The sequence below is a fragment of the Variovorax sp. P1_G12 genome, assembly GCF_056405555.1.
This window is the reverse complement of record NZ_JBFUBW010000025.1, coordinates 72901-94592: the sequence shown is the minus strand read 5'-3', so window position 1 is coordinate 94592 and position 21692 is coordinate 72901. Positions and strand designations below refer to the sequence as shown.

Genomic DNA, 21692 nt, shown 5'->3' with positions numbered 1-21692 from the left:
ACGGAGACTCTCCATGAGCCATTTTCTGGATCGACTGACCTATTTCTCGAGCCCGCGTGAGGCGTTCTCGGGCGCCCACGGCGTGACCACGGGCGAAGACCGCACCTGGGAGGACGCCTACCGCAACCGCTGGGCGCACGACAAGATCGTGCGCAGCACGCACGGCGTGAACTGCACCGGGTCCTGCTCCTGGAAGATCTACGTCAAGGGCGGCATCGTGACCTGGGAGACCCAGCAGACCGACTATCCGCGCACCCGCTGGGACATGCCCAACCACGAACCGCGCGGCTGCGCGCGCGGCGCCAGCTACAGCTGGTACCTCTACAGCGCCAACCGGGTCAAGTACCCGATGGTGCGCGGCCGGCTGCTCAAGAGCTGGCGCGAGGCGCGCCTGTCGCACGAGCCGGTGGCCGCCTGGGCCAGCATCGTCGAGGACGACGCGAAGCGGCGCGACTACCAGCAGATCCGCGGGCTCGGCGGCTTCGTGCGCTCGAGCTGGGACGAGGTCAACGAGATCGTCGCGGCGGCCAACGTCCACACGATCAAGAAGCACGGCCCCGACCGCATCATCGGCTTCTCACCGATTCCGGCGATGTCGATGGTCAGCTATGCGGCGGGCAGCCGCTACCTGAGCCTGATCGGCGGCGTCTGCATGAGCTTCTACGACTGGTACTGCGACCTGCCGCCGAGCAGCCCGCAGGTCTGGGGCGAGCAGACCGACGTGCCGGAATCGGCCGACTGGTTCAACTCCAGCTTCATCATCGCCTGGGGTTCCAACGTGCCGCAGACGCGCACGCCCGATGCCCACTTCTTCACCGAGGTCCGCTACAAGGGCACCAAGACCGTGGCGGTGACGCCCGACTACTCCGAAGTCGCCAAGCTGGCCGACATCTGGATGAACCCCAAGCAGGGCACCGATGCCGCCGTCGCGATGGCGATGGGCCACGTGATCCTGAAGGAGTTCTACTTTCCCGACCGCGGCGAGCGCAGCGCCTACTTCGACGAGTACGTGCGCCGCTTCACCGACATGCCGATGCTGGTCATGCTCAAGGAGCACACGCTGCCCAGCGGCGAGGTCGTCACCGTGCCCGACCGCTACCTGCGGGCCTCCGACTTCAACGGAAACCTGGGCCAGGCCAACAACCCCGAATGGAAGACCGTGGCCTTCGACGAGGCCGGGCGGGTGGTGCTGCCGAACGGGGCGATCGGCTTCCGCTGGGGCCCGGATGGCCGCGCCGACGAAGGCCAGTGGAACCTGCAAGCCAAGGAGGCGCGCCACGGCGAGGAAGTGCGGCTGCAGCTCTCGGTGCTCGAGGGCGACGCACCGAGCGGCGAGACGGCCAAGGTCGGCTTCCCGTACTTCGGCGGCATCGCGAGCGAGAACTTCCCGAACAATGTGCAGACGGATGTGCTGGTGCGCACGGTCCCGGTCCGGCGCATTTCGCTGGGCAAGGCCGGCGAAGCCCGCGATGCGCTGGTCGCGACCGTGTTCGACCTGCAGGTGGCGAACTACGGCGTGGCCCGCGGCCTGGCCGGCGAGATGGCCGCGAAGGACTTCGATGACGACACGCCCTACACGCCGGCCTGGCAGGAGCGCATCACCGGCACGCCGCGCGCGCAGCTGATCGCGGTGGCCCAGCAGTTCGCCGAGAACGCGCACAAGACGCAGGGCAAGTCGATGGTGATCATCGGCGCCGCGATGAACCACTGGTACCACAGCGACATGAACTACCGCGGCGTCATCAACATGCTGATGCTGTGCGGCTGCATCGGCCAGTCCGGCGGCGGCTGGGCGCACTACGTGGGCCAGGAGAAGCTGCGCCCGCAGACCGGCTGGACGCCGCTGGCCTTCGCGCTCGACTGGGTCCGCCCGCCGCGGCAGATGAACAGCACCAGCTTCTTCTACGCCCACACCGACCAGTGGCGCTACGAGAAGTTGGGCATGGAAGAGGTGCTCTCGCCGCTGGCCGACAAGAAGCTCTACGGCGGCAGCATGATCGACTACAACGTGCGCGCCGAGCGCATGGGCTGGCTGCCGTCGGCGCCCCAGCTGCAGACCCATCCCATGCGGGTGGTGCGCGACGCCGCCGCCGCGGGCATGGACCCCAAGGACTACGCCGTGCGGGGATTGAAGGACGGCAGCCTCCAGCTGAGCTGCACCGACCCCGACCATCCGGACAACTGGCCGCGCAACATGTTCGTGTGGCGCTCCAACATCCTGGGCTCCAGCGGCAAGGGCCACGAGTACTTCCTCAAGCACCTGCTGGGCACGAGCAACGGCGTGCAGGGCAAGGACCTGGGTGCGGAAGAGGCCAAACCCACCGAAGTGGCATGGCACGACAAGGCGCCCGAAGGCAAGCTCGACCTGCTGGTCACGCTCGACTTCCGCATGAGCACCACCTGCCTGTACAGCGACATCGTGCTGCCCACGGCCACCTGGTATGAGAAGAACGACCTCAACACCAGCGACATGCACCCCTTCATCCACCCGCTGTCGACCGCGGTCGACCCGGCCTGGCAATCGCGCAGCGACTGGGACATCTACAAGGGCTTCGCGAAGAAATTCAGCGAGCTCTGCGTCGGCCACCTGGGCGTCGAACGCGAGCTGGTGCTGTCGCCGCTGATGCACGACAGCCCGTCGGAGCTGGCGCAGCCCTTCGACGTCAAGGACTGGAAGCGTGGCGAGTGCGAGCTGATCCCCGGCAAGACCGCGCCGAACATGCTGGTCGTCGAGCGCGACTATCCGAACACCTACAAGCGGTTCACCGCGCTCGGCCCGCTGATGAACAAGGTCGGCAACGGCGGCAAGGGCATCGCCTGGAACACCCAGGCCGAGGTAAAGCAGCTCGGCGAGCTGAGCGGGCTGGTCACCGCCGAGGGCGTGACCTGCGGCATGCCGCGGATCGAGACCGACATCGATGCCTGCGAGACGATCCTGCAGCTCGCGCCCGAGACCAACGGCCATGTGGCGGTCAAGGCCTGGCAAGCCCTGGGCAAGCAGACCGGACTGGACCACACCCACCTGGCGATCCACCGCGAGGACGAGAAGATCCGCTTCCGCGACATCCAGGCCCAGCCGCGCAAGATCATCAGCTCGCCGACCTGGAGCGGCATCGAGAGCGAGACCGTCTCGTACAACGCCGGCTACACCAACGTGCACGAGATGATTCCCTGGCGCACGCTGACCGGGCGCCAGCAGTTCTACATGGACCACCCGTGGATGATCGCCTTCGGCGAGGGCTTCACCAGCTACCGCCCGCCGGTCGACCTGAAGACCACCTCGGGCATCCAGGGCATCAAGCCCAACGGCAACACCGAGATCGCGTTGAACTTCATCACGCCGCACCAGAAGTGGGGCATTCACTCGACCTACACCGACAACCTGCTGATGCTGACGCTCAGCCGCGGCGGGCCCTGCGTGTGGCTGAGCGAGGACGACGCCAAGCGCGCGGGCATCGTGGACAACGACTGGATCGAGCTGTTCAACCTCAACGGCGCCATCGCGGCGCGCGCGGTGGTGAGCCAGCGCGTCAAGCCAGGCATGGTGATGATGTACCACGCCCAGGAGAAGATCGTGAACACGCCGGGCTCCGAGATCACCGGCGCGCGCGGCGGCATTCACAACTCGGTGACGCGCATCGTGCTCAAGCCGACCCACATGATCGGCGGCTACGCGCAGTTCAGCTACGGCTTCAACTACTACGGAACCATCGGCACCAACCGCGACGAGTTCGTCGTGGTCCGCAAGATGAACAAGGTCGACTGGCTGGACACCCCCGTCGCCGACGAACTCATCGCCAAGGTCCAGGCACAAGGAGAAGTCGCATGAAGATCCGCGCCCAGATCGGGATGGTGCTCAACCTCGACAAGTGCATCGGCTGCCACACCTGCTCGGTCACCTGCAAGAACGTCTGGACCAGCCGTCCGGGCATGGAGTACGCCTGGTTCAACAACGTCGAGACCAAGCCCGGCATCGGCTACCCGAAGGAATGGGAGAACCAGGACAAGTGGAACGGCGGCTGGGTGCGCAAGGCCAACGGCACGATCGAGCCGCGCCAGGGCGCGAAGTGGAAGCTGCTGATGCGCATCTTCGCCAACCCGAACCTGCCCGAGATCGACGACTACTACGAACCCTTCACCTTCGACTACGGGCATCTGCAGTCGGCGCCCGAGATGAAGGCCACGCCGACCGCCCGCCCGCGCAGCCTGATCACCGGCAAGCAGATGGACAAGATCGTCTGGGGTCCGAACTGGGAGGAGATCCTCGGGGGCGAATTCAGCAAGCGCAGCAAGGACAGGAACCTCGAAGGCTTCGAGGCGATGCAGAAGGACATGCTCGGCCAGTTCGAGAACACCTTCATGATGTACCTGCCGCGCCTGTGCGAGCACTGCCTGAACCCCGCGTGCGTGGCCTCGTGCCCGTCGGGCTCGATCTACAAGCGCGAGGAAGACGGCATCGTGCTGATCGACCAGGACAAGTGCCGCGGCTGGCGCATGTGCGTCTCGGGCTGCCCCTACAAGAAGATCTACTACAACTGGAAGAGCGGCAAGGCCGAGAAGTGCATCTTCTGCTACCCGCGCATCGAGGCCGGCCAGCCGACCGTGTGCAGCGAGACCTGCGTCGGGCGCATCCGCTACCTCGGCGTGCTGCTGTACGACGCCGACCGCATCCAGGAAGCCGCCAGCGTCGAACACGACCGTGATCTCTATCAGGCGCAGCTCGACATCTTCCTCGACCCGAACGATCCGAAGGTGATCGCCCAGGCGCAGATCGACGGCATCCCCGACAAGTGGATGGAGGCGGCGCGCAACAGCCCGGTCTACAAGATGGCGGTGCAGTGGAAGGTGGCGCTGCCGCTGCACCCCGAGTACCGCACGCTGCCGATGGTCTGGTATGTGCCGCCGCTGTCGCCCATCAGCGCCGCGGCCAACGCCGGGCACGTCGGCGCCAACGGCGAGATTCCGGACGTGAGCCAGCTGCGCATCCCGGTCAATTACCTGGCGAACCTGCTGACGGCGGGCGACACCGCGCCCGTCGTGCGCTCGCTCGAACGGATGCTGGCGATGCGCGCCTACCAGCGCGAGAAGCACGTCGACGGGCGGATCAACGAGGCCGTGCTCAAGCAGGTCGGCATCACCCAGGCCGAGGTGGAGGAGATGTACCACGTGATGGCCATCGCCAACTACGAGGACCGCTTCGTGATCCCCACCACCCACCGCGAATACGCCGAGAACACCTTCAACGTGCGCGGCGGCTGTGGCTTCAGCTTCGGCAACGGCTGCTCCGAAGGCAGCAGCGAAGGCAGCCTGTTCGGCAGCGAGAAGAAACGCACCATCCCGATCCGGGCGGAGATCTGACCATGTTCACGCTGAACGCCACCCGTCCCATGTCGACCAGCCTGCGCGTGCTCGGCGCGCTGCTCGGCTACCCCGACGCGCCGATGCGCGCCCACCTGCCGGAAATGCGCGTGCTGCTGCGCAGCGAAGGCGCGCTGCCGCCGGCGCGCATCGATGAGCTCGCCGCTCTGATCGACGCCCTGTTGGGCGCCGATCCGCTGGACGCCGAATCCGACTACGTCGAACTCTTCGACCGCGGGCGCGGCACCTCGCTGCACCTGTTCGAGCATGTGCACGGCGACTCGCGCGAGCGCGGTCCGGCCATGATCGACCTGGGCCAGACCTACGAGAAGGCCGGGCTGATCCTCGCCGAAGGCGAACTGCCCGACTATCTTCCCGCGGTGCTCGAGTTCGTCTCGACCCAGCCGGTGCGCGAGGCGCGCGCCTTCCTCGGCGAGATGACGCACATCTTCAACGCCATCTTCGGCGCCCTGCAGCAGCGCGAGAGCGCCTACGCCAGCGTGCTCGGCGCGCTGCTGGAGCTGGCGGGCGAGAAGGCCCGGCCGGTCCAGCCGCCGGCCGAGGAGGCGCTCGACGACAGCTGGGCCGAACCCATCGTTTTCGACGGCTGCTCGTCCAAGGGCCAGGCCCGGCCCGGCGAGGCGCAGCCGGTACGGATCGTACGCAAGAACAACATGCCACAAGGAGCATCGTCATGAACGGCGTCCACGGTTTTCTCTTCCAGGTCTATCCCTATGTCTGCCTCGCCGTGTTCCTGCTGGGCAGCCTGATCCGCTTCGACCAGAACCAGTACAGCTGGAAAAGCGATTCGTCGCAGCTGCTGCGCGCCGGCCTGCTGCGCTGGGGCAGCAACCTGTTCCACTTCGGCATCCTGTTCCTGTTCTTCGGCCACATGGTCGGGCTGTTCACGCCGCACTCGGTGTACGGCATCTTCATCAGCGCCGGCACCAAGCAGATGCTGGCCGTGGTGGCCGGCGGCATCGCAGGCGCATTCTGCTTCGTCGGCCTGTCGATGCTGCTGTACCGGCGCGTGTTCGATCCGCGCATCCGCCTGACCAGCCACCGCACGGACATCGCGATCCTGCTAATCCTGTGGGTGCAGCTGGTGATCGGCCTGATCACGCTCCCGTTCTCGTGGCAACACGCCGACGGCAGCACGATGATGATCCTGGCCGACTGGGCGCAGCGCATCGTCACGCTGCGGCCGGTGGATGCGTCCGCACTGGCCGTGCTGCCCTGGCCGTATCAGGTCCACATCGTGTTCGGCATGACGATCTTCCTGCTGTTCCCGTTCAGCCGCCTGGTGCACGTGTGGAGCGGCTTCGCCACCGTGGGCTTCCTGTTCCGCCCGCACCAGGTGGTGCGCAGCCGGCGCCTCAATGTGCCGGCGGACCACAACCAGCCGCGCCAGCCCGGCGCCGGCGTCTGAGATTCACCAGGTGACGACCATGCAAATCGAATCTGCAGCACCTTGCGCCGTGGTGGCGCGCATCAACGGCGTGCCGCTGAACCTCGCCACCGAAGCGCTGGGTCCGGACGCCCTGCGCCAGCGCGCCTGCACCGAGCTTCTGCGCCAGGCGGCCCAGCGGGACGGCCTGCTCGATGCGGCCGACGCGCGCACGGACGACGGCGTGGTCAGCGAAGCCGCGTCGCAGGCCATCGACGCCTGGCTGGAGCGCGAGCTGCAGCTGCCCGAGCCGTCGGAGGAAGCCTGCCGGCGCCACCATGCCGCGCACGCCGCGCGCTATCGAACGGGCGAACGTGTGCGGGCGCGCCACATCCTGTTTGCCGTGACCCCCGGCATGGATGTGGTGGCGCTGCGCAATCGCGCCGAGGCCTGCCTGCTCGACGTGCGCTGCCACGACGGCAGTGCCGACGGCAGCTTCGGCAAGGCTGCGCGCGAGCTGTCCAACTGCCCGAGCGGCGAGCTGGGCGGCGAACTCGGCTGGCTCGTCGCTGCCGACTGCGCGCCGGAATTCGCCCGCGAACTGTTCGGCCATGCGGAGGTCGGCGTGCTGCCGCGCCTGGTCCACAGCCGCTTCGGCCTGCATGTGGTCGAGGTGCTCGAACGCGAAGCCGGCACGGCGCAGCCTTTCGCGGCGGTCCAGGGCGCCGTGCGCCTGGCGCTGCGGCAACAGGCCTGGGTGACCGCGCTGCGCCAGTGCCTGCAGGTGCTGGCCGGCGAGGCCGAGGTCGAGGGCGTGGCGCTCGACGCCACGGACACGCCCCTGGTGCAATGACCCCTCCGCCTGCGGACGACGAACTGCTGCTGCGGCTGCGCCGTTTCAGGTCGGACTACTTCCCGCTGCACCAGCAACGCTTCGAGGATCTGGTGGCCGGCGGCCAGCATCCCAAGACGCTCTTCATCGGCTGCTCGGACTCGCGTCTCGTTCCTTACCTTCTGACCGGTGCCGGACCCGGGGAGCTGTTCATCGTGCGCAACGTCGGCGCCTTCGTACCGCCCTACGACGGCTCGCACGGACTGCACGGTACGACGGCGGCGATCGAGTTCGCGGTGCTGAGTCTGGAGGTGGAGAGCATCATCGTCTGCGGCCACAGTCACTGCGGCGCCATCCGCGCCGCCTACGAGGGCGTGCCGGAGGAGGCGGTCGCGCTGCAGGCCTGGCTTCGCCTGGCGACCGAGGCGCTGCTGCCCGTGCAGGCCGGTCCGGAGGCCCTGCTGCGCAGCGAACAACGCGCCGTCGTGCTGCAACTCGAGCGCCTGATGGACTACCCGATGGTGCGCCGCCAGGTCGAACGCGGCCGACTCACCCTGCACGGCTGGCATTATGTGATCGAGGAAGGAGAAGTCCATGTCTTTGATGCGCAACAAGGCGGCTTCGTGGCGGCGTCCGTAGCCTCCAACAGCGGAACCGGACCCTACCTGGCCTATGTGGAACACGATGGACAAATCACTGAAGACTGAAACTCTCGTCGGCGACAACGTCACAGCGCTGCCGCGCGCGCCGCGTGGCATGCGCACCGTGGCGGCGAATCCCCCCGCCCTGCCCGGTCAACCCATCAGCGACGACGTGCTGCGCGAGAAATACCTCAAGGCCGGCGAGAGCAGCGTGGAGGATCTCTACCGCCGCGTGGCTCGCGCGCTGGCTTCGGTCGAGCCGCAGGCGCAACAGGCGAAGTACGAGGCGCTCTTCCTCGACAACCTGCGGGCCGGCGCCATCGGTGCGGGCCGCATCATGAGCGCGGCCGGCACCGCGATCCAGGCCACGCTCATCAACTGCTTCGTCCAGCCCGTCGGCGACTGCATCCAGGGCCAGGACGACGAGGGCTGCCCCGGCATCTACGAGGCCCTGCGCGAGGCGGCCGAGACGATGCGGCGTGGCGGCGGCGTGGGCTACGACTTCTCGCGGATCCGCCCGCGCGGCGCACAGGTCAAGGGCACCGCGTCGATGGCCTCGGGCCCCTGCAGCTACATCAACGTGTTCGACCAGTCGTGCGCCACCGTCGAGAGCGCGGGTGCGCGTCGCGGCGCGCAGATGGGCGTGCTGCGCATCGACCATCCGGACGTCCTGGAGTTCATCACGGCCAAGCGCACGCCGGGGCGCTGGAACAACTTCAACGTCTCGGTCGGCGTGACCGACGCCTTCATGGAGGCGCTGGCCGCCGGACAGGACTGGCAGCTGGTGCACCGCGCGCCCCCCGGCGAGGGCCAGCTGGCGGAGGGCGCCTTCCGCCGCGACGACAGCCTCTGGGTCTATCGCAGCGTCGCCGCGCGCGCGCTGTGGGACACGGTGATGCGCTCGACCTACGATTTCGCCGAGCCCGGCATCCTCTTCCTCGACCGCATCAACGAGGACAACAACCTGCGCTATTGCGAGACGATCGCGGCCACCAATCCCTGTGGCGAGCAGCCGTTGCCGCCCTACGGCTGCTGCGACCTCGGTCCGATCGTGCTGACGCGCTTCGTGCGCCGGCCCTTCGGCATCGGCGGCGAACAGGCGTTCGACTTCGCCGCGTTCGAGCAGTCGGTCGCCCTGCAGGTGCGCGCGCTCGACAACGTGCTCGACCTCACCTTCTGGCCGCTGCCGCAGCAGCGTGCCGAGGCCATGGACAAGCGGCGCATCGGCGTCGGCTTCACCGGCCTGGGCAACACGCTGGCGATGCTGTGCCTGCGCTACGACCGGCCCGAAGGGCGCGCCATGGCGGTGCGCATCGCGCGCAGCATGCGCGACACCGCCTACGCGGCCTCGGTGGCGCTGGCGCAGGAGAAAGGCCCGTTCCCGGCCTTCGATGTCGAGGGCTACCTCGCTCCGGGCGGCTTCGCCAGCCGGCTCGACGCCGCGCAGCAGGCGGCCATCCGCCAGCACGGCATCCGCAACAGCCACCTGCTGTCGATCGCGCCGACGGGCACCGTCAGCCTCGCCTTCGCCGACAACGCCTCCAACGGCATCGAGCCGCCCTTCTCGTGGAGCTACCGGCGCAAGAAGCGCGAAGCCGACGGCAGCACGAGCGAATACGAGGTCGAGGACCATGCCTGGCGGCTCTACCGTTCGCTCGGCGGCGACGTGGCGCAATTGCCGGACTACTTCGTCTCGGCGCTCGCCATGCCGGCCGAGGGTCACCTGGCCATGATGGAGGCGGTTCAGCCCTTCGTCGACACCGCGATCTCGAAGACGGTGAACGTGCCGGCCGACTTCCCCTACGACGACTTCAAGGGCCTCTACCTGCAGGCCTGGCACGCGCGGCTCAAGGGCCTGGCGACCTACCGGCCCAACGCCATCCTGGGCTCGGTGCTGGACGCCGCGCCGGCGCCGCAGGCCGATACGGCATCGCAGCCGGTACCGGTCGACCCGATGCGTGCGGTGATCGAGAGCCGGCCGCAGGGCGAGCTCGCCGCGGTGGCCGAGAAGGTCGACTACTGGACCCAGCAGGGGCGTCACACGCTCTACCTGATCGTGTCCTTCCTGCCGGTGGCGGGTGGCCAGGAGCGGGCCATCGAGTTCTTCATGCCGGTCGGCCAGAGCGGCGAATCGCAGCAGTGGATCACCTCCAGCATGCGGCTGCTGTCGCTGGCCGCGCGCGGCGGCTTCCTCGACCGCGCGCTGGCCGACATGCGCAAGGTGGCGTGGGACCGCGGTCCGGTTCGCCTGGGCAGCTACGCCAAGGCCGATGGCACGCAGGTCCCGATGTGGCACGACTCGGAAGTCGCCGCCATCGCCTACGCGGTGCAGTCGCTGATCGCGCGGCGCAGCGGCCCTGCGTTGGCGGGGCCGCCCGCCGCGGGAAGCGATCCGGCGCCGTTGCCCGGCGCCAAGTGCCCCGAATGCGGCGCGCGCGCCATGATCCGAAAGGACGGCTGCGACCACTGCACCTCCTGCGGCCACTTGGGCAGCTGCGGATGAGCGCACTGGCGCCGGATGATCTGGCCGCTCTGCTGGAAGCGCGCCGCACCGTGCTGCCCAAGCGCCTCGGCGCGCCGGGGCCGGGCCCCGCCGAGCTCGGGCAGATCCTGGAGGCGGCCGCTTCGGCGCCCGACCATGGTCGGCTGAGGCCGTGGCGCTTCGTCATCGTGCCGGCAGATTCGCGCGGGCGGCTGGCCGACGTGTTCGAACGCTCGCTGGTCGAGCGCGACGCCGCGGCCACGCCGCAGCAACGCGGGCAGGCGCGCGAGAAGGCCTTCCGCGCCCCGTTGCTGATGCTGGCGATCGCCCGCCTGGGCCCCGCCGAAGAGGACATCCCGGCCGCCGAGCGGCTGCTGTCGGCCGGCTGCGCGATCCAGAACATGCTGCTGATGGCGACCGCGCTCGACTACGGCTCGGCACTGACCACGGGCAAGGCGCTGTCATCGGCCAGCCTGCGCGCACTGTTCGCGCTCGACCCCACGGAGGAGCCGCTGTGCTTCGTCAGCCTCGGCACCGTGCTGGCGCACCGACCGGCACCGGTGCGGCCAGGCAGCGGGCTTTACGTCACCGAACTGGAGGCGCCATGAGGGCGCATGGCCGCCTGCACGCCACCGTCGCGCTGCGGCCTCAGCCGAACTGAACCGGCTGGCCCTGGGTGTCGAGCGCCAGGTAGCCACCGAAGCTGCCGCGGCGCACGTTCTCCACCATGGCCTCCAGCGCGCTGTCGATGCGGACCTGCGACGGCGGCTGGCCATGGGTCCCGGCCAGCGCCGCCACGAACACCACGCGCCAGGGCAGTCCGGTGCGGCGCGACTCGAGCGCCAGCGCCTCGAAGGTGCTGAGCTCGGCAACGCTTTTCTCCACGCAGGCGCGCGGCGCCAGGGCACCACCGCGGCCGGCCTCGAAGCCGGCGCGCTGCGCCTCGTCGGCATCGTCGGGCAGCTCGGCATCGGCAAAGACGAACAGCAGGCGCTGCGGTTCACGCTGCTGGCGCGCGGCTTGGAGAAGCTGGTCGAAGTGAGAAGTCATCCCCCCAGTCTGCCAGCTCTGGATCGCGCCGCATTGCACTGGATCAAGGCACACTCGTCCAAATGCAAATGAAAGGTCCCCGTCCTATGAATCGACGCTCTCTCCTCGGCGCGCTCGCCACGCTGCCGCTGCTGCAGACACTCCCCGCCCATGCGGCATCGAAGGTCCAGGTGTACAAGAACCCGAGCTGCGGATGCTGCACGGCATGGGTCGACCACCTGAAGGCCGCCGGCTTCGCCGTCAACGTCACCGAGGTGGACGACACCGCGGCGGTGCGCAAGCGCCTGGGCATGCCGGATCGCCTGGCCGGGTGCCACACGGGCATCGTGGAGGGCTACGCGCTCGAAGGGCATGTCCCGGCCGCCGACGTCAAGCGCCTGCTGGCATCGAAACCGCAGGCCGTCGGGCTGGCCGTGCCGGGCATGCCGGTCGGCTCGCCAGGGATGGAATACGGAGACCGCAAGGACCGCTACCAGGTCATCCTCGTCGATCGCAAGGGCCGCGAGACGGTGTTCGCGACCTATCCCGCCTGAGCGGCCTGAAGCCTCCGGGCCCTCTTCGGGCCATTGCCTTGCACCCGCCTCTTCGCGATGATGAAATGCGTGGGCGAGCCCAGGGCGCCCTGTGCGCGGTTCATCGTTCCAAACCAGGTGGTCCCACATGCCAACGCCGTCAGAGGGATGCAGGAAGGTCGTAGCGATCGACCGCGGCAGCCGAAGGGGCCCCGGCGCTTGGGTGAGCCTGCGGCGATGCATGGGCCTCGCGCTCATCGGGGCGGCGCTGTGGCTGTGCGCTGCGCCTTCGTTCGCCGCCGAGGCCGCGCCAGAACACCCCCGTGCGCTGCGCGTGGCGACGGGCGCGGTGGCGCCTTTCGTGTTCGTGCGGGAAGATCAGGTGACAGGGTTCAGCGCCGACCTCTGGAGCGAGCTGGCGCGCCGGATGCGCATCGAGTTTGCCTGGGTCGACGCAGGGTCGCGCGCCGACCAGCTGGAGAGCGTGCGCCGCGGCGACGCCGACGTCGCCATCTCGGCCATCGTGATGACGCCGGAGCGCGAACAGATCGCCGACTTCTCTCAGTCGTATTTCGATTCGGGCCTGCAGATCATGGTCCGCGCCGAGGAGGAGGGCCCGATCCTCGCGACCTTGCAAGCCATCCCCTGGATGGCCATCGGGAAGCTGTTCGCCGCGGCGATCGTCCTGGTGTTCCTGTGGGCGAACGTGCTGTGGATCATCGAGCGAACCTTCAAGCCCAATCTCGGCAAGGGCTACCTGGCGGGCGTCGGCAACGAGATATGGAACACGGTGCTGATCATCGCCACCGGCGAGCACGGCGAGCGCAGCGATCCGGGCACGTTCAGGCGGATCGTGATCGCATGCGTGTGGCTGATGGGGATCGTGCTGATCACGCAGTTGACTGCGACCGTGACCTCGTCGCAGACCGTGCAGCGCCTGCGCTCGAGCATTGCCGGGCCGGGCGACTTGCCAGGAAAGACGGTCGCGACCGTCCCCGGCACCGTCGCGGCCGATTACCTGACGCATCTGCAGCTGCCGTTCGTGGAGGTTGCCAGCCCGGCCGCCGGCATCGAGCTTCTCAAGCGCGGCAGCGTGCAGGCCATGGTCTTCGACGCGCCCACCTTGCGGTACTGGGCGGCCCGGTCGGACCACGGCGCGCTGGAGGTCGTCGGTCCCGTGTTCAGGCCCGAGAAGTACGGCATCGTGGTGGCGCTCGGCGACCCGCTGCGCAAACGGATCAACGAGGCCCTGCTCGAGATCTACCGGGACGGGAGCTACGAGCGCATCCACGACAAGTGGTTCGCCGCACACCCGTAGCCCTAGGGCGTGTTCACCCTAGCTCCCGCTCGACGCGTAGTGCCTGACGCCCACCCGCCAGACGGCGAATGAAGCCCCCAGGAACGCGAACCCTGCCAGCGGCGACACCCAGCCGACCCAGGTCGGCGCGCCGAGCGGGTCGACCCGCCCGAGGATCGACAGACCCGGGTAATAGACCACGCAGGCCAGCGGCACCACGAAGGTCAGCAGCCGGCGAAACCAGCGCGCGTAGAGCGCCATCGGGAACTGGCCGGCTTCCACCCCGCCATAAGTGAAGACGTTGGCGACCTCCAGGCTTTCGACGGTCCAGAAAGCCAGCGTGCCCTGCAGCACCAGAATGCCGAGAAACAGCGCCACTCCGCCCGCAATGGCGAACAGCGCAAGCACGACGGCTTGCGGCGTCCAGTCGATGCCGCCCTGGAGGGTGGCAAAGACCAGCACCAGCAGGCCTTGAAACAGCCGGCCGAAGCGGCTGAGGCGAACGTCGTGCCCCATCAGTTGCAGCGCCAGCGACCGCGGCCGCAGCAGCAGCCGGTCGAAGGCGCCGGTGCGCAGGAGCTCGGTGCCAAGCGCGTCGAAGCCACGGCCCAGCGCATCGGCCAGCGCGAACATGATGTGGACCAGGCCGTAGAACAGGGCCACCTCGCCGATGCGCCAGCCCTTCACCTCGCCGAAGCGATCGAACAGGGCCCAGATCGCGACCACCTCGATGCCGGTCGCGAGAAACTGCGACAGCGTCAGCAGCAGCGCCGACGCCGGATAGCGCGCCTGGCCCTTGACCGACGCGGCGACGAACCGGAAGAAAAGCGACACGCCGTTCATCTCAGTAGGCCCACGACGCCATCGCATGACCCGCGACATATGAAACCGGCGCAGCCCAAGTCCAGGGATACCGCGGAACCGGCTTCGCCGGGCCGCTGGTATCGCCCCCTTGAGGGGGCAGCGCCGCAGGCGCTTCGGGGGTGTTCCATCCTATCCGCCTTGGACTTCGAGCCGGCGCATGGTGCGCGCCAGGGCGAGCCGGCCGAGCGCGATCAGGGCCACGATCCAGAAGGCCTGCAGCGCGAGGCCGCCCAAGGCCTGCCACCCGGTGAACTGTGCCGAATAGAGCCGCATCGGAATGTCGAGCAGACCGGCCAGCGGTTGCAGCAGCAGCGCCGTCTGCCAGGCGTCGGGCAGCAGCGCCAGCGGCAGCAGGTTGCCCGACAGCACCACCACCAACGGCACCGCGAGCGCATTGATGCCGCGCTCGTTCAGCGCCGCCACGGCCGCCACGTTGAGCAGCATGACCATCGACGCCGACAGCAGCCATGCGAGCGCGGCGGACAGCACGAAGCCCGCGCCGGCGCCGATGTCGCGCGGCAGTTGCCAGCCCCATTCGCCCCATCCGAGCAGAGGCAGCGCCACCGCCGCGAAGCCCGCCATCAGCGCCAGCCGCGGCAGCATGCGAGCAGCGATCCAGCCCGCGCTGCGCACGTACCAGAGCGCATAGGCATCGACCGGCCGCAGCCGGTCGTAGGCGACCGAGCCGCTGCGCACGGCCTGTGCCACCTCCGGGTCGCCGGCCCAGGGCAGCAGCGTGAGCAGCCCCTGCGCGAGCCAGGTGTAGGTGATGGCGTGTGCCAGCGTCATCGGCAGCGGGTCCGCCGTGGCGCCGGCGTAGAAGGCCGCCAGCACCATCACCTTGATGCCGCCCCACCAGCACTGCGTGCCGAAGCCGGCCAGCGCGGCCGTGCGGTACTGCAGCATTTGCAGGAAGCGCGAGGCGAAGGCGGCGGTGTAGGGGCGGACGAGGTCGCGCCAGGTCATTTTTGGCATCTCCGGCGGCTCATGCTTCGGCCGCTCCGTGCATTGCGTAGAAGCGCGCGATGATCTCCTCGATCGCCAGGCCTTCGAGCCTGATGTCCTCGATCGCATGGTCGGCGGCGATGCGCGCGATCAGCGCCTGCGGGGTCACGCGCGCCGGATCGAAGCCCAGCACCGCCGTGCGCCCGTCGCGCGACAGCAGGCCGACGCCGGGCAGGTCGATCTGATCCGGCGCGGCGCCCGCGAAGTCCACCACCAGGCGCCGATCGGCCAGCACCTGGGCGCGCAGCGCCTCGATCGGGCTGTCGGTCAGCACGCGGCCGTGGCCGATGACGATCACGCGCTCGGCCAGCGCCTCGATGTCGTGCATGTCGTGGGTGGTCAGCAGCACGGTGGTGCCGCGCTCGCGATTGGCGCGCCGCACGAAGTCGCGCACCGCGAGCTTCGACGGTGCGTCGAGCCCGATGGTCGGTTCATCGAGGAACAGAAGGTCGGGCTCGTGCAGCAGCGCCGCCGCGATCTCGGCGCGCATGCGCTGGCCGAGCGACAGCTGGCGCACCGGCTGGTCGAGCAGCCGCTCGAGCTTCAGCAGCGCCACCAGTTCGTCGCGCGTGCGGCGGTAGCGCGCCGGCTCGACCCGGTAGATGTCGCGCAGCAGGTCGAAGCCCTCGCCCACCGGCAGGTCCCACCACAGCTGGGTGCGCTGGCCGAACACCACGCCGATGCGGCCGACGTGGCGCTCGCGGTCGTGGAACGGATCGCGCCCGTCGACCGCCACCTGCCCGCCGTCGGGGCGCAGGATGCCGGCGAGGATCTTGATGGTGGTCGACTTGCCGGCGCCGTTCGGGCCGATGAAGCCGAGCAGCTCGCCGCGCTCCAGCGCGAACGACACGCCGGACAAGGCCTCGACCGTGCGGTGGCGCCGATGCAGCACGCCCCGGATCGCGCCGATCACGCCCGGATCGCGCTCGGAGATGCGGTAGGTCTTGACGAGGCGGTCGACGAGGATGTGAGGCATGTGGCGAAGCGCCCGCTGTGCGCGGCGAGAAATCGGCGGGGGGCGAATTCTAGGGGTTCGTGCAAGCCCACCGGCGCGGTGGCGCCCCACCAAGGCGACGCACGGCGCAGGAGACCGCCGACATGCAGCGAGTACGGACGCGTGCGGGATCTGTCCGCGGCCCCGCGCTTTGCCAAATTTTGCCAAACAGCATAAGCTTGCGTCATGAGCACCATGAACGTATCCCTGCCGGACGCCATGAAGTCGTTCGTCGATGAGCAGGTGGTCGAACGCGGCTATGGCACAAGCAGTGAATATGTGCGCGAGCTCATCCGCAAGGACCAACAGAGGCTTCAGCTGCGCAGTCTGCTTCTCCGAGGAGGCCTCTCGGCGCCCGCCGCCGGGGCGGACAAGGCCTACTTCGATGGCCTGCGTGAGAGGGTGCGCGCCTCGGGCAAGAAACCAGATCGGGCCGGCAGCAAAAGGTGAAGGCAAAAACGGTCGTCCCGCGAGAACAGGCAAACCGAGACGTTGACGACGCCATTGCCGTCTACCTGGGAGAGGATGCGAAAAGTGCCGCCCTTAGCTTCATCGACGAGCTCGAAGCTGCCTACATCCACATCAGCCGGCACCCCGGCACGGGCTCCACGCGCTGCGCACATGAGCTCGACTTGCCAGGACTGCGCTTTTGGCCATTGGCTCGCTTCCCACACTTGGTTTTCTACTTCGAACAGCCAGACTGCATCGACGTCTGGCGCGTCCTCCACGGCCAGCGCGATCTACTTGCATGGATGCAGGCGTCGGACATAGGCTCCTGACCTGCGTGCTGGCGAACGCGAACGAGAGGCCGCTTTGACGTCAATCCGCGAAGACTTCGGTATCGACCTCGGTACTGCTCTGCGCGCGGTAGCGTTCACCGACCACGGTGCGCTGGTTGATCAGCGCATCGACCCGTGCGAACAGCTCGGGCGTCAACCGCGCCTCGGCGGCCTGCAGGTTCTCGTGCAGGTGGTCGAGGCTCGTGGTGCCGGGGATCGGGATGACGTGCTCGCCCATCGAGTCCTCGATCGGCACCGACTTGACCCAGAGGTGCACGATGACTTCGCGTTGTGCCTGGCTCAAGCGATCCGCCTTCACTATTTGCTCTCTTGCACGAAGGGGAGATTGCAGCGCTGCGACGGCATCGGGCCCAGAGGGCAGTAGTCGGAAGAGCCCGGATCGTCATGGCGCTGGTGGTAATCCTCGACGCTTTGATAACCAATTGCGGCCCAGTGGTCCCCGCCTTGCTTTGCGATCTCCATGACCTCGTACAGACAGGCCTTGCTGCGCTTCTTGAACCTGTAGGCGACGAAGGGCTTTTCACCCTTGAGGTCGCTCGCGATGACTTCGTATGGGCTCGCCTTGCAGACGCTGAACTGCGCCTGCCATTCGATGGTCCTGGCAGTGATGTTGACACGGCCGTAACACGCGCGCCCCCAACTCGGATAGCTTCCCGCGCAAGGCGGACCGGAGATCGCAGCTGACGTGAACCCCAACACGAGAGCGGCGACGCATGCCGAGAAAAGGGCCTTCATCGTGGACCTCTCTGCCTGACTGCATTCATCGCGTATTCAAGCTTCATCGAATATCTCGGATCGCCCTTCGGTTGGCCGTTGCCGTTGTAGCGCCTTGCCACCATTGAGAAGGTCCAAGGCTTCCAGTCAGCGACGATCTTCCGTATCGACGCCCTCTGGCATTTCAGCACCTGTCCCGCTCTGAGGCCATGAATCCCGGGGTTCAGCTTCTGCATGGTCTCGACAGTGCTGCGGTTCCTTCGTGCCAGCGTACTGAAGCTGTCCCCTGCGCCCGCCGTTACGTCAAATACGTTGGCGTCGTCGGGCACCGTGGTGAAGCCATAGTCGGCCATGCGCATGAGCAAGTAGCCGACGGCACATCATGGCCTTGACCGCAATCGCTGCCGGCCCGGTTGATGCCTTCTTTCCACTTCTGAAATCCGTCTTCGTCGCTGCCGCTTGCTGCCGTCGCCATGGACGCCTCCTTTTTCGATCGAACCGGTTCGGAGGCTACCGTGGGCAAGGTGGAAAACGAGCAGCGACTGGTCTCTTACCCAAACTCTCGGAAAATTCCGGTCACCTTTCGATCAAGTGCCAGCGGATGTGCGGCAGCCAGGCCCGCCTGTCGATGTAGTCCTTCAGGCCTTGGGCCGGCGGTCGAGCTCCGCCTGGGCGAAAAACGCGCTCGATTCCGTGCGAGGACCTGCCAAGCAGCGATGGGAGGGTGGGACTGTGGCCGTACGAGTTGATTCTGGACGAGGCGACATCTCGCGATCTAATGGAAGGGCTGCTCGAATGGGCGAAACCCTCGGGGATGAAGTTCAGGATCTATGCGACCAGGGATCATTTCGAGACGATCTAAGCGAATCATCAGCTGGGCCGATTCAGGGCGGCAACAAAGCGCGCCGGGCGCCTGCGACGAGGTGCCGGGTCAAGCCATCAAGAAGCGCCGAGGCTGCACGTGCATGCTGCCAGTGCAACGGGACGTCCAGCGGTGTCTTCGGCACCAACTCGACGAGCGAGCCGTCCTTCAAGTGCGGCGCAATCAACGCCTGCGGGTGTAGGCCCCAGCCCATGCCGGTCAAGGTCGCGGTCACGATGGCCTGGGAAGACGGAAGGATGTGCCGAGGCAGTTCCACGTGCCGATGGCACAGGCGCTGTGCCCACTGGGCCTGCAACTCATCCTTTGGGTTGAACACGAGGCTGGGCGCGCGGGCCAGACTACCCGCCCCGACGCCGTCGGCAAAATGACGGGCCATGAAATCCGGACTGGCGGCGGGCAGATAGCGCATCGAGCCCAATGGTCGGCTGTTGCATCCGGTGGCGGCACGGCTGCTGCCGGTCACGGCAGCCAGCACCGCGCCGCTGCGCAGCCATTCCGCCGTATGGTCTTGGTCATCCACCACTATCTCCATGAGCACCGGCGCTTTTGCCGCGAATGCGGCAACGGCCGGAGCAAACCATGTGGCCAGACTGTCGGCGTTGACCGCAACGGGCAGCGGCACCCGTGCAATCCCCTCCGGTGCCAGCGCTGGAACAGCTCCTTCAAGGTCTTGCTCCAGCAGGCGAACGCGGTCCACGTGCTGGCATAGGCGCCGGCCGACTTCCGTAGCACGGCACGGCTGTTCCCGCACTACCAGCGCGCAACCGATACGCTCCTCCAACAGCCGAATGCGCTGCGAGACGGCCGAGGGCGTCACATTCAGGGCGCGGGCGGCGCGCTCAAAGCTTCCTTCCCGCACGACGGCAGCAAGCGCGGAGAGCGCCGAATAGTCCAGCATGAAGTAAGTTTCTCTAAAGCGAGCTTAGGAAAGATAGTTTGTCTTCATTGGCTCGCACAGGCAAGCTTCGCCCATGCTGAACTTTCCAGACGCCGATTCGCTCGCGCTTCCGGTCTTCATCCAGGGCCTGGCCCTGAGTTTGGGGCTCATTGTTGCCATCGGTGCCCAGAACGCCTTCGTCCTGCGCCAGGGGCTGCGCCGCGAGCATGTGGGACCCGTTGTGTTGTTCTGCGCGGTGGCAGACGGGGCGCTGATTGCCGCGGGGGTCTTGGGCATGGCGCAGGCCTTGGGTGAACGTCCCGGGCTGGCGCGAGCGCTAGCGCTGGCTGGCGCCGTCTTCTTGGCAGTCTATGGGACCCAGGCGCTTCGCCGTGCACGTCAACCGCATCAGTTGCGGGTAGCGGAAGGGAATGCGGCTTTCAGCCGGGGTGCAGCCGTGGCGCAGGCCGCTGCCTTCACGCTGCTCAACCCGCATGTCTACCTGGACACCGTGCTCTTGGTCGGCAGCATCGGCGCGCAGCAGCCCGGGGCGCTACGTGGGTGGTTCGTCGCCGGCGCAAGCACGGCCAGCATGTTCTGGTTCGGACTTCTAGGCTATGGCGCGCGCTGGCTCGCACCCTGGTTTGCTCGTCCGCGAGCCTGGCAGATGCTGGACGGTCTGGTTGGCCTGACCATGATGGTGTTGGCTGCGCTTTTGGTTGGTCGCGCCTTCACGGGCTTTTGACTTCAGAGGTCAACGTCTCCGACCTGGCGCAACTCCTTGCGGCCAGGCCGCTGACGTCAATCCGCGAAGACTTCGGTATCGACCTCGGTACTGCTCTGCGCGCCGTAGCGTTCACCGACCACGGTGCGCTGGTTGATCAGCGCATCGACCCGTGCGAAAAGCTCGGGCGTCAACCGCACCTCGGCGGCCTGCAGGTTCTCGTGCAGGTGGTCGAGGCTCGTGGTGCCTGGAATCGGGATGATGTCGCCGCTGCGTGCGAGCAGCCAGGCCAGCGCCAGCTGGGCCGGCGTGCAACCGGCCTCGCGTGCGAGCACCGTGTAGGCCGGCAGCAGTTCGAGGTTGCGCGCGTAGTTCTCGGCCGAGAAACGCGGCATCGCGCGCCGGATGTCCTTCGCGTCGAGCGTCGACACGTCATGCAGCACATCGCACAGGAAGCCACGCGCCAGCGGGCTGAACGCGACCAGCGCCGCGCCCAGTTCGCGGCAAGCCTGCAGAACGCCGATCTCGGTGTTGCGACTCCAGAGCGAATACTCGTTCTGCACCGCGGCGATCGGGTGCACCGCATGCGCGCGGCGCAGCGTGGCCGCCGAGACTTCCGACAGCCCCAGCGCCCGAAGCTTGCCCTCTTCCACCAGGCGCGACAGCTCGCCCACCGAGTCCTCGATCGGCACCGACTTGTCCCAGCGGTGCAAGTAGTAGAGGTCGATGACCTCGGTCTGCAGGCGGCGCAGGCTGTCCACGCAATTGCGGCGCAGCGTGGCCGGACGACCGTCGATCACCCGGCGCACCGTGCCGTCGTCGCCGCGCACGCCGGCCATGCCGCCCTTGCTGGCCAGCGTGATGGCGCTGCGGTGCGGCTTGAGCACGCGCCCGACCAGCTCCTCGTTGGCGCCGAAGCCATAGAGCGCCGCGGTGTCGAACAGGGTCACGCCGGCGTCAAGCGCCGCCAGCAGCAGCCGCTCGCCCTGCGCCGCCGACGGCGGCACGCCGTAGGCGTGGCTCAGGTTCATGCAGCCCAGGCCGATGGCGCTGACCGGGAAGGGGCCGAGTTGTCGCTTGTGCATAGCGTTTTTCATCCTAGTGCTCCAGCACGCGATCGCGTGACCCGCGACGCCCGAAACCGTCACTCCCCAAGTCCAGGGATACCGCGGAACCGGCTTTGCCGGGCCGCCGGTATAGCCCCCTCGAGGGGCTGAGGTCCGCGGCTCCAAGCCTGCCTGCGCAGGCTTGGACGGACCCGAAGAGCCGCTG

At 67.8% G+C, this 21692-nt stretch carries 22 protein-coding genes; 13 read left to right on the top strand and 9 right to left on the bottom strand.

The window, feature by feature from the left end; translation table 11 throughout:
- The first annotated feature begins 13 nt into the window (after positions 1-13).
- Genes AC1D2O_RS25675 through AC1D2O_RS25640 form a run of 8 tightly spaced genes read left to right on the top strand, consistent with a single transcriptional unit; the run spans position 14 to position 11308 of the window.
- On the top strand, positions 14-3829 hold the full coding sequence (locus AC1D2O_RS25675; RefSeq protein ID WP_478086656.1) for a nitrate reductase subunit alpha: 3816 nt from the start codon (positions 14-16) through the stop codon (positions 3827-3829).
- Entirely contained in the window at positions 3826-5358 is a 1533-nt protein-coding gene (narH, locus tag AC1D2O_RS25670) for a nitrate reductase subunit beta (RefSeq protein WP_478158120.1), read from the top strand. The genes AC1D2O_RS25675 and narH overlap by 4 nt, the downstream gene beginning before the upstream one ends.
- A 2-nt stretch (positions 5359-5360) precedes the next feature.
- Positions 5361-6056 (top strand): nitrate reductase molybdenum cofactor assembly chaperone, encoded by a 696-nt coding sequence (gene narJ, locus AC1D2O_RS25665; RefSeq protein ID WP_478158119.1) that lies wholly within the window; start codon positions 5361-5363, stop codon positions 6054-6056.
- The gene (gene narI, locus AC1D2O_RS25660) at positions 6053-6787 is read left to right on the top strand and encodes a respiratory nitrate reductase subunit gamma (protein ID WP_478086651.1); all 735 of its coding nucleotides are present in this window, start codon (positions 6053-6055) and stop codon (positions 6785-6787) included. The genes narJ and narI overlap by 4 nt, the downstream gene beginning before the upstream one ends.
- A 19-nt stretch (positions 6788-6806) precedes the next feature.
- On the top strand, positions 6807-7598 hold the full coding sequence (locus AC1D2O_RS25655) for a peptidylprolyl isomerase (protein WP_478086649.1): 792 nt from the start codon (positions 6807-6809) through the stop codon (positions 7596-7598).
- Complete coding sequence (locus tag AC1D2O_RS25650; RefSeq protein ID WP_478086647.1) at positions 7595-8284, top strand: carbonic anhydrase; 690 nt, start codon at positions 7595-7597, stop codon at positions 8282-8284. Before AC1D2O_RS25655 ends, AC1D2O_RS25650 begins: the two co-directional genes overlap by 4 nt.
- A 49-nt stretch (positions 8285-8333) precedes the next feature.
- On the top strand, positions 8334-10721 hold the full coding sequence (locus AC1D2O_RS25645) for an adenosylcobalamin-dependent ribonucleoside-diphosphate reductase (RefSeq protein WP_478086670.1): 2388 nt from the start codon (positions 8334-8336) through the stop codon (positions 10719-10721).
- Positions 10718-11308, top strand: coding sequence for a nitroreductase family protein (locus AC1D2O_RS25640; protein ID WP_478086646.1), 591 nt, complete (start codon positions 10718-10720; stop codon positions 11306-11308). Before AC1D2O_RS25645 ends, AC1D2O_RS25640 begins: the two co-directional genes overlap by 4 nt.
- A gap of 40 nt (positions 11309-11348) precedes the next feature.
- On the opposite strand, the gene AC1D2O_RS25635 is transcribed toward AC1D2O_RS25640, so the two are convergent.
- Positions 11349-11750: a ribonucleotide reductase subunit alpha gene (locus AC1D2O_RS25635; protein WP_478086644.1), complete on the bottom strand. Its 402-nt coding sequence runs from the start codon at positions 11748-11750 to the stop codon at positions 11349-11351.
- An 86-nt stretch (positions 11751-11836) separates the two neighbouring features.
- On the opposite strand from AC1D2O_RS25635, the gene AC1D2O_RS25630 reads away from it, so the two are divergent.
- Together AC1D2O_RS25630 and AC1D2O_RS25625 are read left to right on the top strand one after the other, a co-directional pair.
- The gene (locus AC1D2O_RS25630; RefSeq protein ID WP_478086642.1) at positions 11837-12283 is read left to right on the top strand and encodes a DUF411 domain-containing protein; all 447 of its coding nucleotides are present in this window, start codon (positions 11837-11839) and stop codon (positions 12281-12283) included.
- 220 nt (positions 12284-12503) lie between these two features.
- A complete protein-coding gene (locus tag AC1D2O_RS25625; RefSeq protein WP_478086640.1) occupies positions 12504-13580 on the top strand; it encodes a transporter substrate-binding domain-containing protein in 1077 nt (358 codons plus the stop codon).
- An 18-nt stretch (positions 13581-13598) separates the two neighbouring features.
- Here the strand turns inward: AC1D2O_RS25625 and AC1D2O_RS25620 are convergent, their stop codons facing one another.
- The 3 genes from AC1D2O_RS25620 to AC1D2O_RS25610 form a co-directional block, all read right to left on the bottom strand.
- On the bottom strand, positions 13599-14402 hold the full coding sequence (locus AC1D2O_RS25620; RefSeq protein ID WP_478086638.1) for an ABC transporter permease: 804 nt from the start codon (positions 14400-14402) through the stop codon (positions 13599-13601).
- Between the two features lie 150 nt (positions 14403-14552).
- Positions 14553-15389, bottom strand: a complete 837-nt coding sequence (locus AC1D2O_RS25615) for an ABC transporter permease (RefSeq protein ID WP_478086669.1) — start codon at positions 15387-15389, stop codon at positions 14553-14555.
- A 19-nt stretch (positions 15390-15408) separates the two neighbouring features.
- A complete protein-coding gene (locus tag AC1D2O_RS25610) occupies positions 15409-16404 on the bottom strand; it encodes an ABC transporter ATP-binding protein (protein ID WP_478158118.1) in 996 nt (331 codons plus the stop codon).
- Between the two features lie 204 nt (positions 16405-16608).
- Between AC1D2O_RS25610 and AC1D2O_RS25605 the strand changes: the two genes are divergently transcribed.
- Both AC1D2O_RS25605 and AC1D2O_RS25600 read left to right on the top strand, forming a co-directional pair.
- Positions 16609-16872, top strand: coding sequence for a ribbon-helix-helix domain-containing protein (locus AC1D2O_RS25605; RefSeq protein ID WP_478086634.1), 264 nt, complete (start codon positions 16609-16611; stop codon positions 16870-16872).
- Positions 16869-17201 carry a type II toxin-antitoxin system RelE/ParE family toxin gene (locus AC1D2O_RS25600; RefSeq protein WP_478086632.1) on the top strand — a complete coding sequence of 111 codons (333 nt, stop codon included), beginning with the start codon at positions 16869-16871 and terminating at the stop codon, positions 17199-17201. Before AC1D2O_RS25605 ends, AC1D2O_RS25600 begins: the two co-directional genes overlap by 4 nt.
- Before the next feature lie 40 nt (positions 17202-17241).
- Here the strand turns inward: AC1D2O_RS25600 and AC1D2O_RS25595 are convergent, their stop codons facing one another.
- The 4 genes from AC1D2O_RS25595 to AC1D2O_RS25580 all read right to left on the bottom strand — a co-directional run bounded on the left by AC1D2O_RS25595 (position 17242) and on the right by AC1D2O_RS25580 (position 19717).
- Positions 17242-17505, bottom strand: coding sequence for a hypothetical protein (locus AC1D2O_RS25595; RefSeq protein ID WP_478158117.1), 264 nt, complete (start codon positions 17503-17505; stop codon positions 17242-17244).
- Between the two features lie 14 nt (positions 17506-17519).
- Positions 17520-17957, bottom strand: coding sequence for a hypothetical protein (locus AC1D2O_RS25590; protein ID WP_478086629.1), 438 nt, complete (start codon positions 17955-17957; stop codon positions 17520-17522).
- Positions 17954-18295: a LysM peptidoglycan-binding domain-containing protein gene (locus AC1D2O_RS25585; protein ID WP_478086627.1), complete on the bottom strand. Its 342-nt coding sequence runs from the start codon at positions 18293-18295 to the stop codon at positions 17954-17956. The genes AC1D2O_RS25590 and AC1D2O_RS25585 overlap by 4 nt, the downstream gene beginning before the upstream one ends.
- A gap of 525 nt (positions 18296-18820) precedes the next feature.
- Positions 18821-19717: a LysR family transcriptional regulator ArgP gene (locus AC1D2O_RS25580; protein WP_478087306.1), complete on the bottom strand. Its 897-nt coding sequence runs from the start codon at positions 19715-19717 to the stop codon at positions 18821-18823.
- A 73-nt stretch (positions 19718-19790) separates the two neighbouring features.
- Here AC1D2O_RS25580 and AC1D2O_RS25575 point away from each other — a divergent pair, with 73 nt between their 5' ends.
- Positions 19791-20441, top strand: coding sequence for a LysE/ArgO family amino acid transporter (locus AC1D2O_RS25575; RefSeq protein WP_478158116.1), 651 nt, complete (start codon positions 19791-19793; stop codon positions 20439-20441).
- 56 nt (positions 20442-20497) lie between these two features.
- On the opposite strand, the gene AC1D2O_RS25570 is transcribed toward AC1D2O_RS25575, so the two are convergent.
- A complete protein-coding gene (locus tag AC1D2O_RS25570; RefSeq protein WP_478087303.1) occupies positions 20498-21505 on the bottom strand; it encodes an aldo/keto reductase in 1008 nt (335 codons plus the stop codon).
- Between the last annotated feature and the right edge of the window lie 187 nt (positions 21506-21692).

What these genes read in the sequence shown, in the direction of transcription:
- AC1D2O_RS25625 (WP_478086640.1), top strand. Translation starts at nt 12,504, where the DNA reads ATGGGCCTCGCGCTCATCGGGGCGGCGCTGTGGCTGTGCGCTGCGCCT.
- AC1D2O_RS25575 (WP_478158116.1), top strand. Translation starts at nt 19,791, where the DNA reads ATGCTGAACTTTCCAGACGCCGATTCGCTCGCGCTTCCGGTCTTCATC.
- narJ (WP_478158119.1), top strand. Translation starts at nt 5,361, where the DNA reads ATGTTCACGCTGAACGCCACCCGTCCCATGTCGACCAGCCTGCGCGTG.
- AC1D2O_RS25640 (WP_478086646.1), top strand. Translation starts at nt 10,718, where the DNA reads ATGAGCGCACTGGCGCCGGATGATCTGGCCGCTCTGCTGGAAGCGCGC.
- narI (WP_478086651.1), top strand. Translation starts at nt 6,053, where the DNA reads ATGAACGGCGTCCACGGTTTTCTCTTCCAGGTCTATCCCTATGTCTGC.
- AC1D2O_RS25675 (WP_478086656.1), top strand. Translation starts at nt 14, where the DNA reads ATGAGCCATTTTCTGGATCGACTGACCTATTTCTCGAGCCCGCGTGAG.
- AC1D2O_RS25645 (WP_478086670.1), top strand. Translation starts at nt 8,334, where the DNA reads ATGCGCACCGTGGCGGCGAATCCCCCCGCCCTGCCCGGTCAACCCATC.
- AC1D2O_RS25635 (WP_478086644.1), bottom strand. Translation starts at nt 11,750, where the DNA reads ATGACTTCTCACTTCGACCAGCTTCTCCAAGCCGCGCGCCAGCAGCGT.
- AC1D2O_RS25580 (WP_478087306.1), bottom strand. Translation starts at nt 19,717, where the DNA reads ATGCTGGACTATTCGGCGCTCTCCGCGCTTGCTGCCGTCGTGCGGGAA.
- AC1D2O_RS25610 (WP_478158118.1), bottom strand. Translation starts at nt 16,404, where the DNA reads ATGCCTCACATCCTCGTCGACCGCCTCGTCAAGACCTACCGCATCTCC.
- AC1D2O_RS25570 (WP_478087303.1), bottom strand. Translation starts at nt 21,505, where the DNA reads ATGCACAAGCGACAACTCGGCCCCTTCCCGGTCAGCGCCATCGGCCTG.
- AC1D2O_RS25630 (WP_478086642.1), top strand. Translation starts at nt 11,837, where the DNA reads ATGAATCGACGCTCTCTCCTCGGCGCGCTCGCCACGCTGCCGCTGCTG.
- AC1D2O_RS25605 (WP_478086634.1), top strand. Translation starts at nt 16,609, where the DNA reads ATGAGCACCATGAACGTATCCCTGCCGGACGCCATGAAGTCGTTCGTC.
- AC1D2O_RS25650 (WP_478086647.1), top strand. Translation starts at nt 7,595, where the DNA reads ATGACCCCTCCGCCTGCGGACGACGAACTGCTGCTGCGGCTGCGCCGT.
- AC1D2O_RS25590 (WP_478086629.1), bottom strand. Translation starts at nt 17,957, where the DNA reads ATGAAGGCCCTTTTCTCGGCATGCGTCGCCGCTCTCGTGTTGGGGTTC.
- narH (WP_478158120.1), top strand. Translation starts at nt 3,826, where the DNA reads ATGAAGATCCGCGCCCAGATCGGGATGGTGCTCAACCTCGACAAGTGC.
- AC1D2O_RS25620 (WP_478086638.1), bottom strand. Translation starts at nt 14,402, where the DNA reads ATGAACGGCGTGTCGCTTTTCTTCCGGTTCGTCGCCGCGTCGGTCAAG.
- AC1D2O_RS25585 (WP_478086627.1), bottom strand. Translation starts at nt 18,295, where the DNA reads ATGCGCATGGCCGACTATGGCTTCACCACGGTGCCCGACGACGCCAAC.
- AC1D2O_RS25655 (WP_478086649.1), top strand. Translation starts at nt 6,807, where the DNA reads ATGCAAATCGAATCTGCAGCACCTTGCGCCGTGGTGGCGCGCATCAAC.
- AC1D2O_RS25615 (WP_478086669.1), bottom strand. Translation starts at nt 15,389, where the DNA reads ATGACCTGGCGCGACCTCGTCCGCCCCTACACCGCCGCCTTCGCCTCG.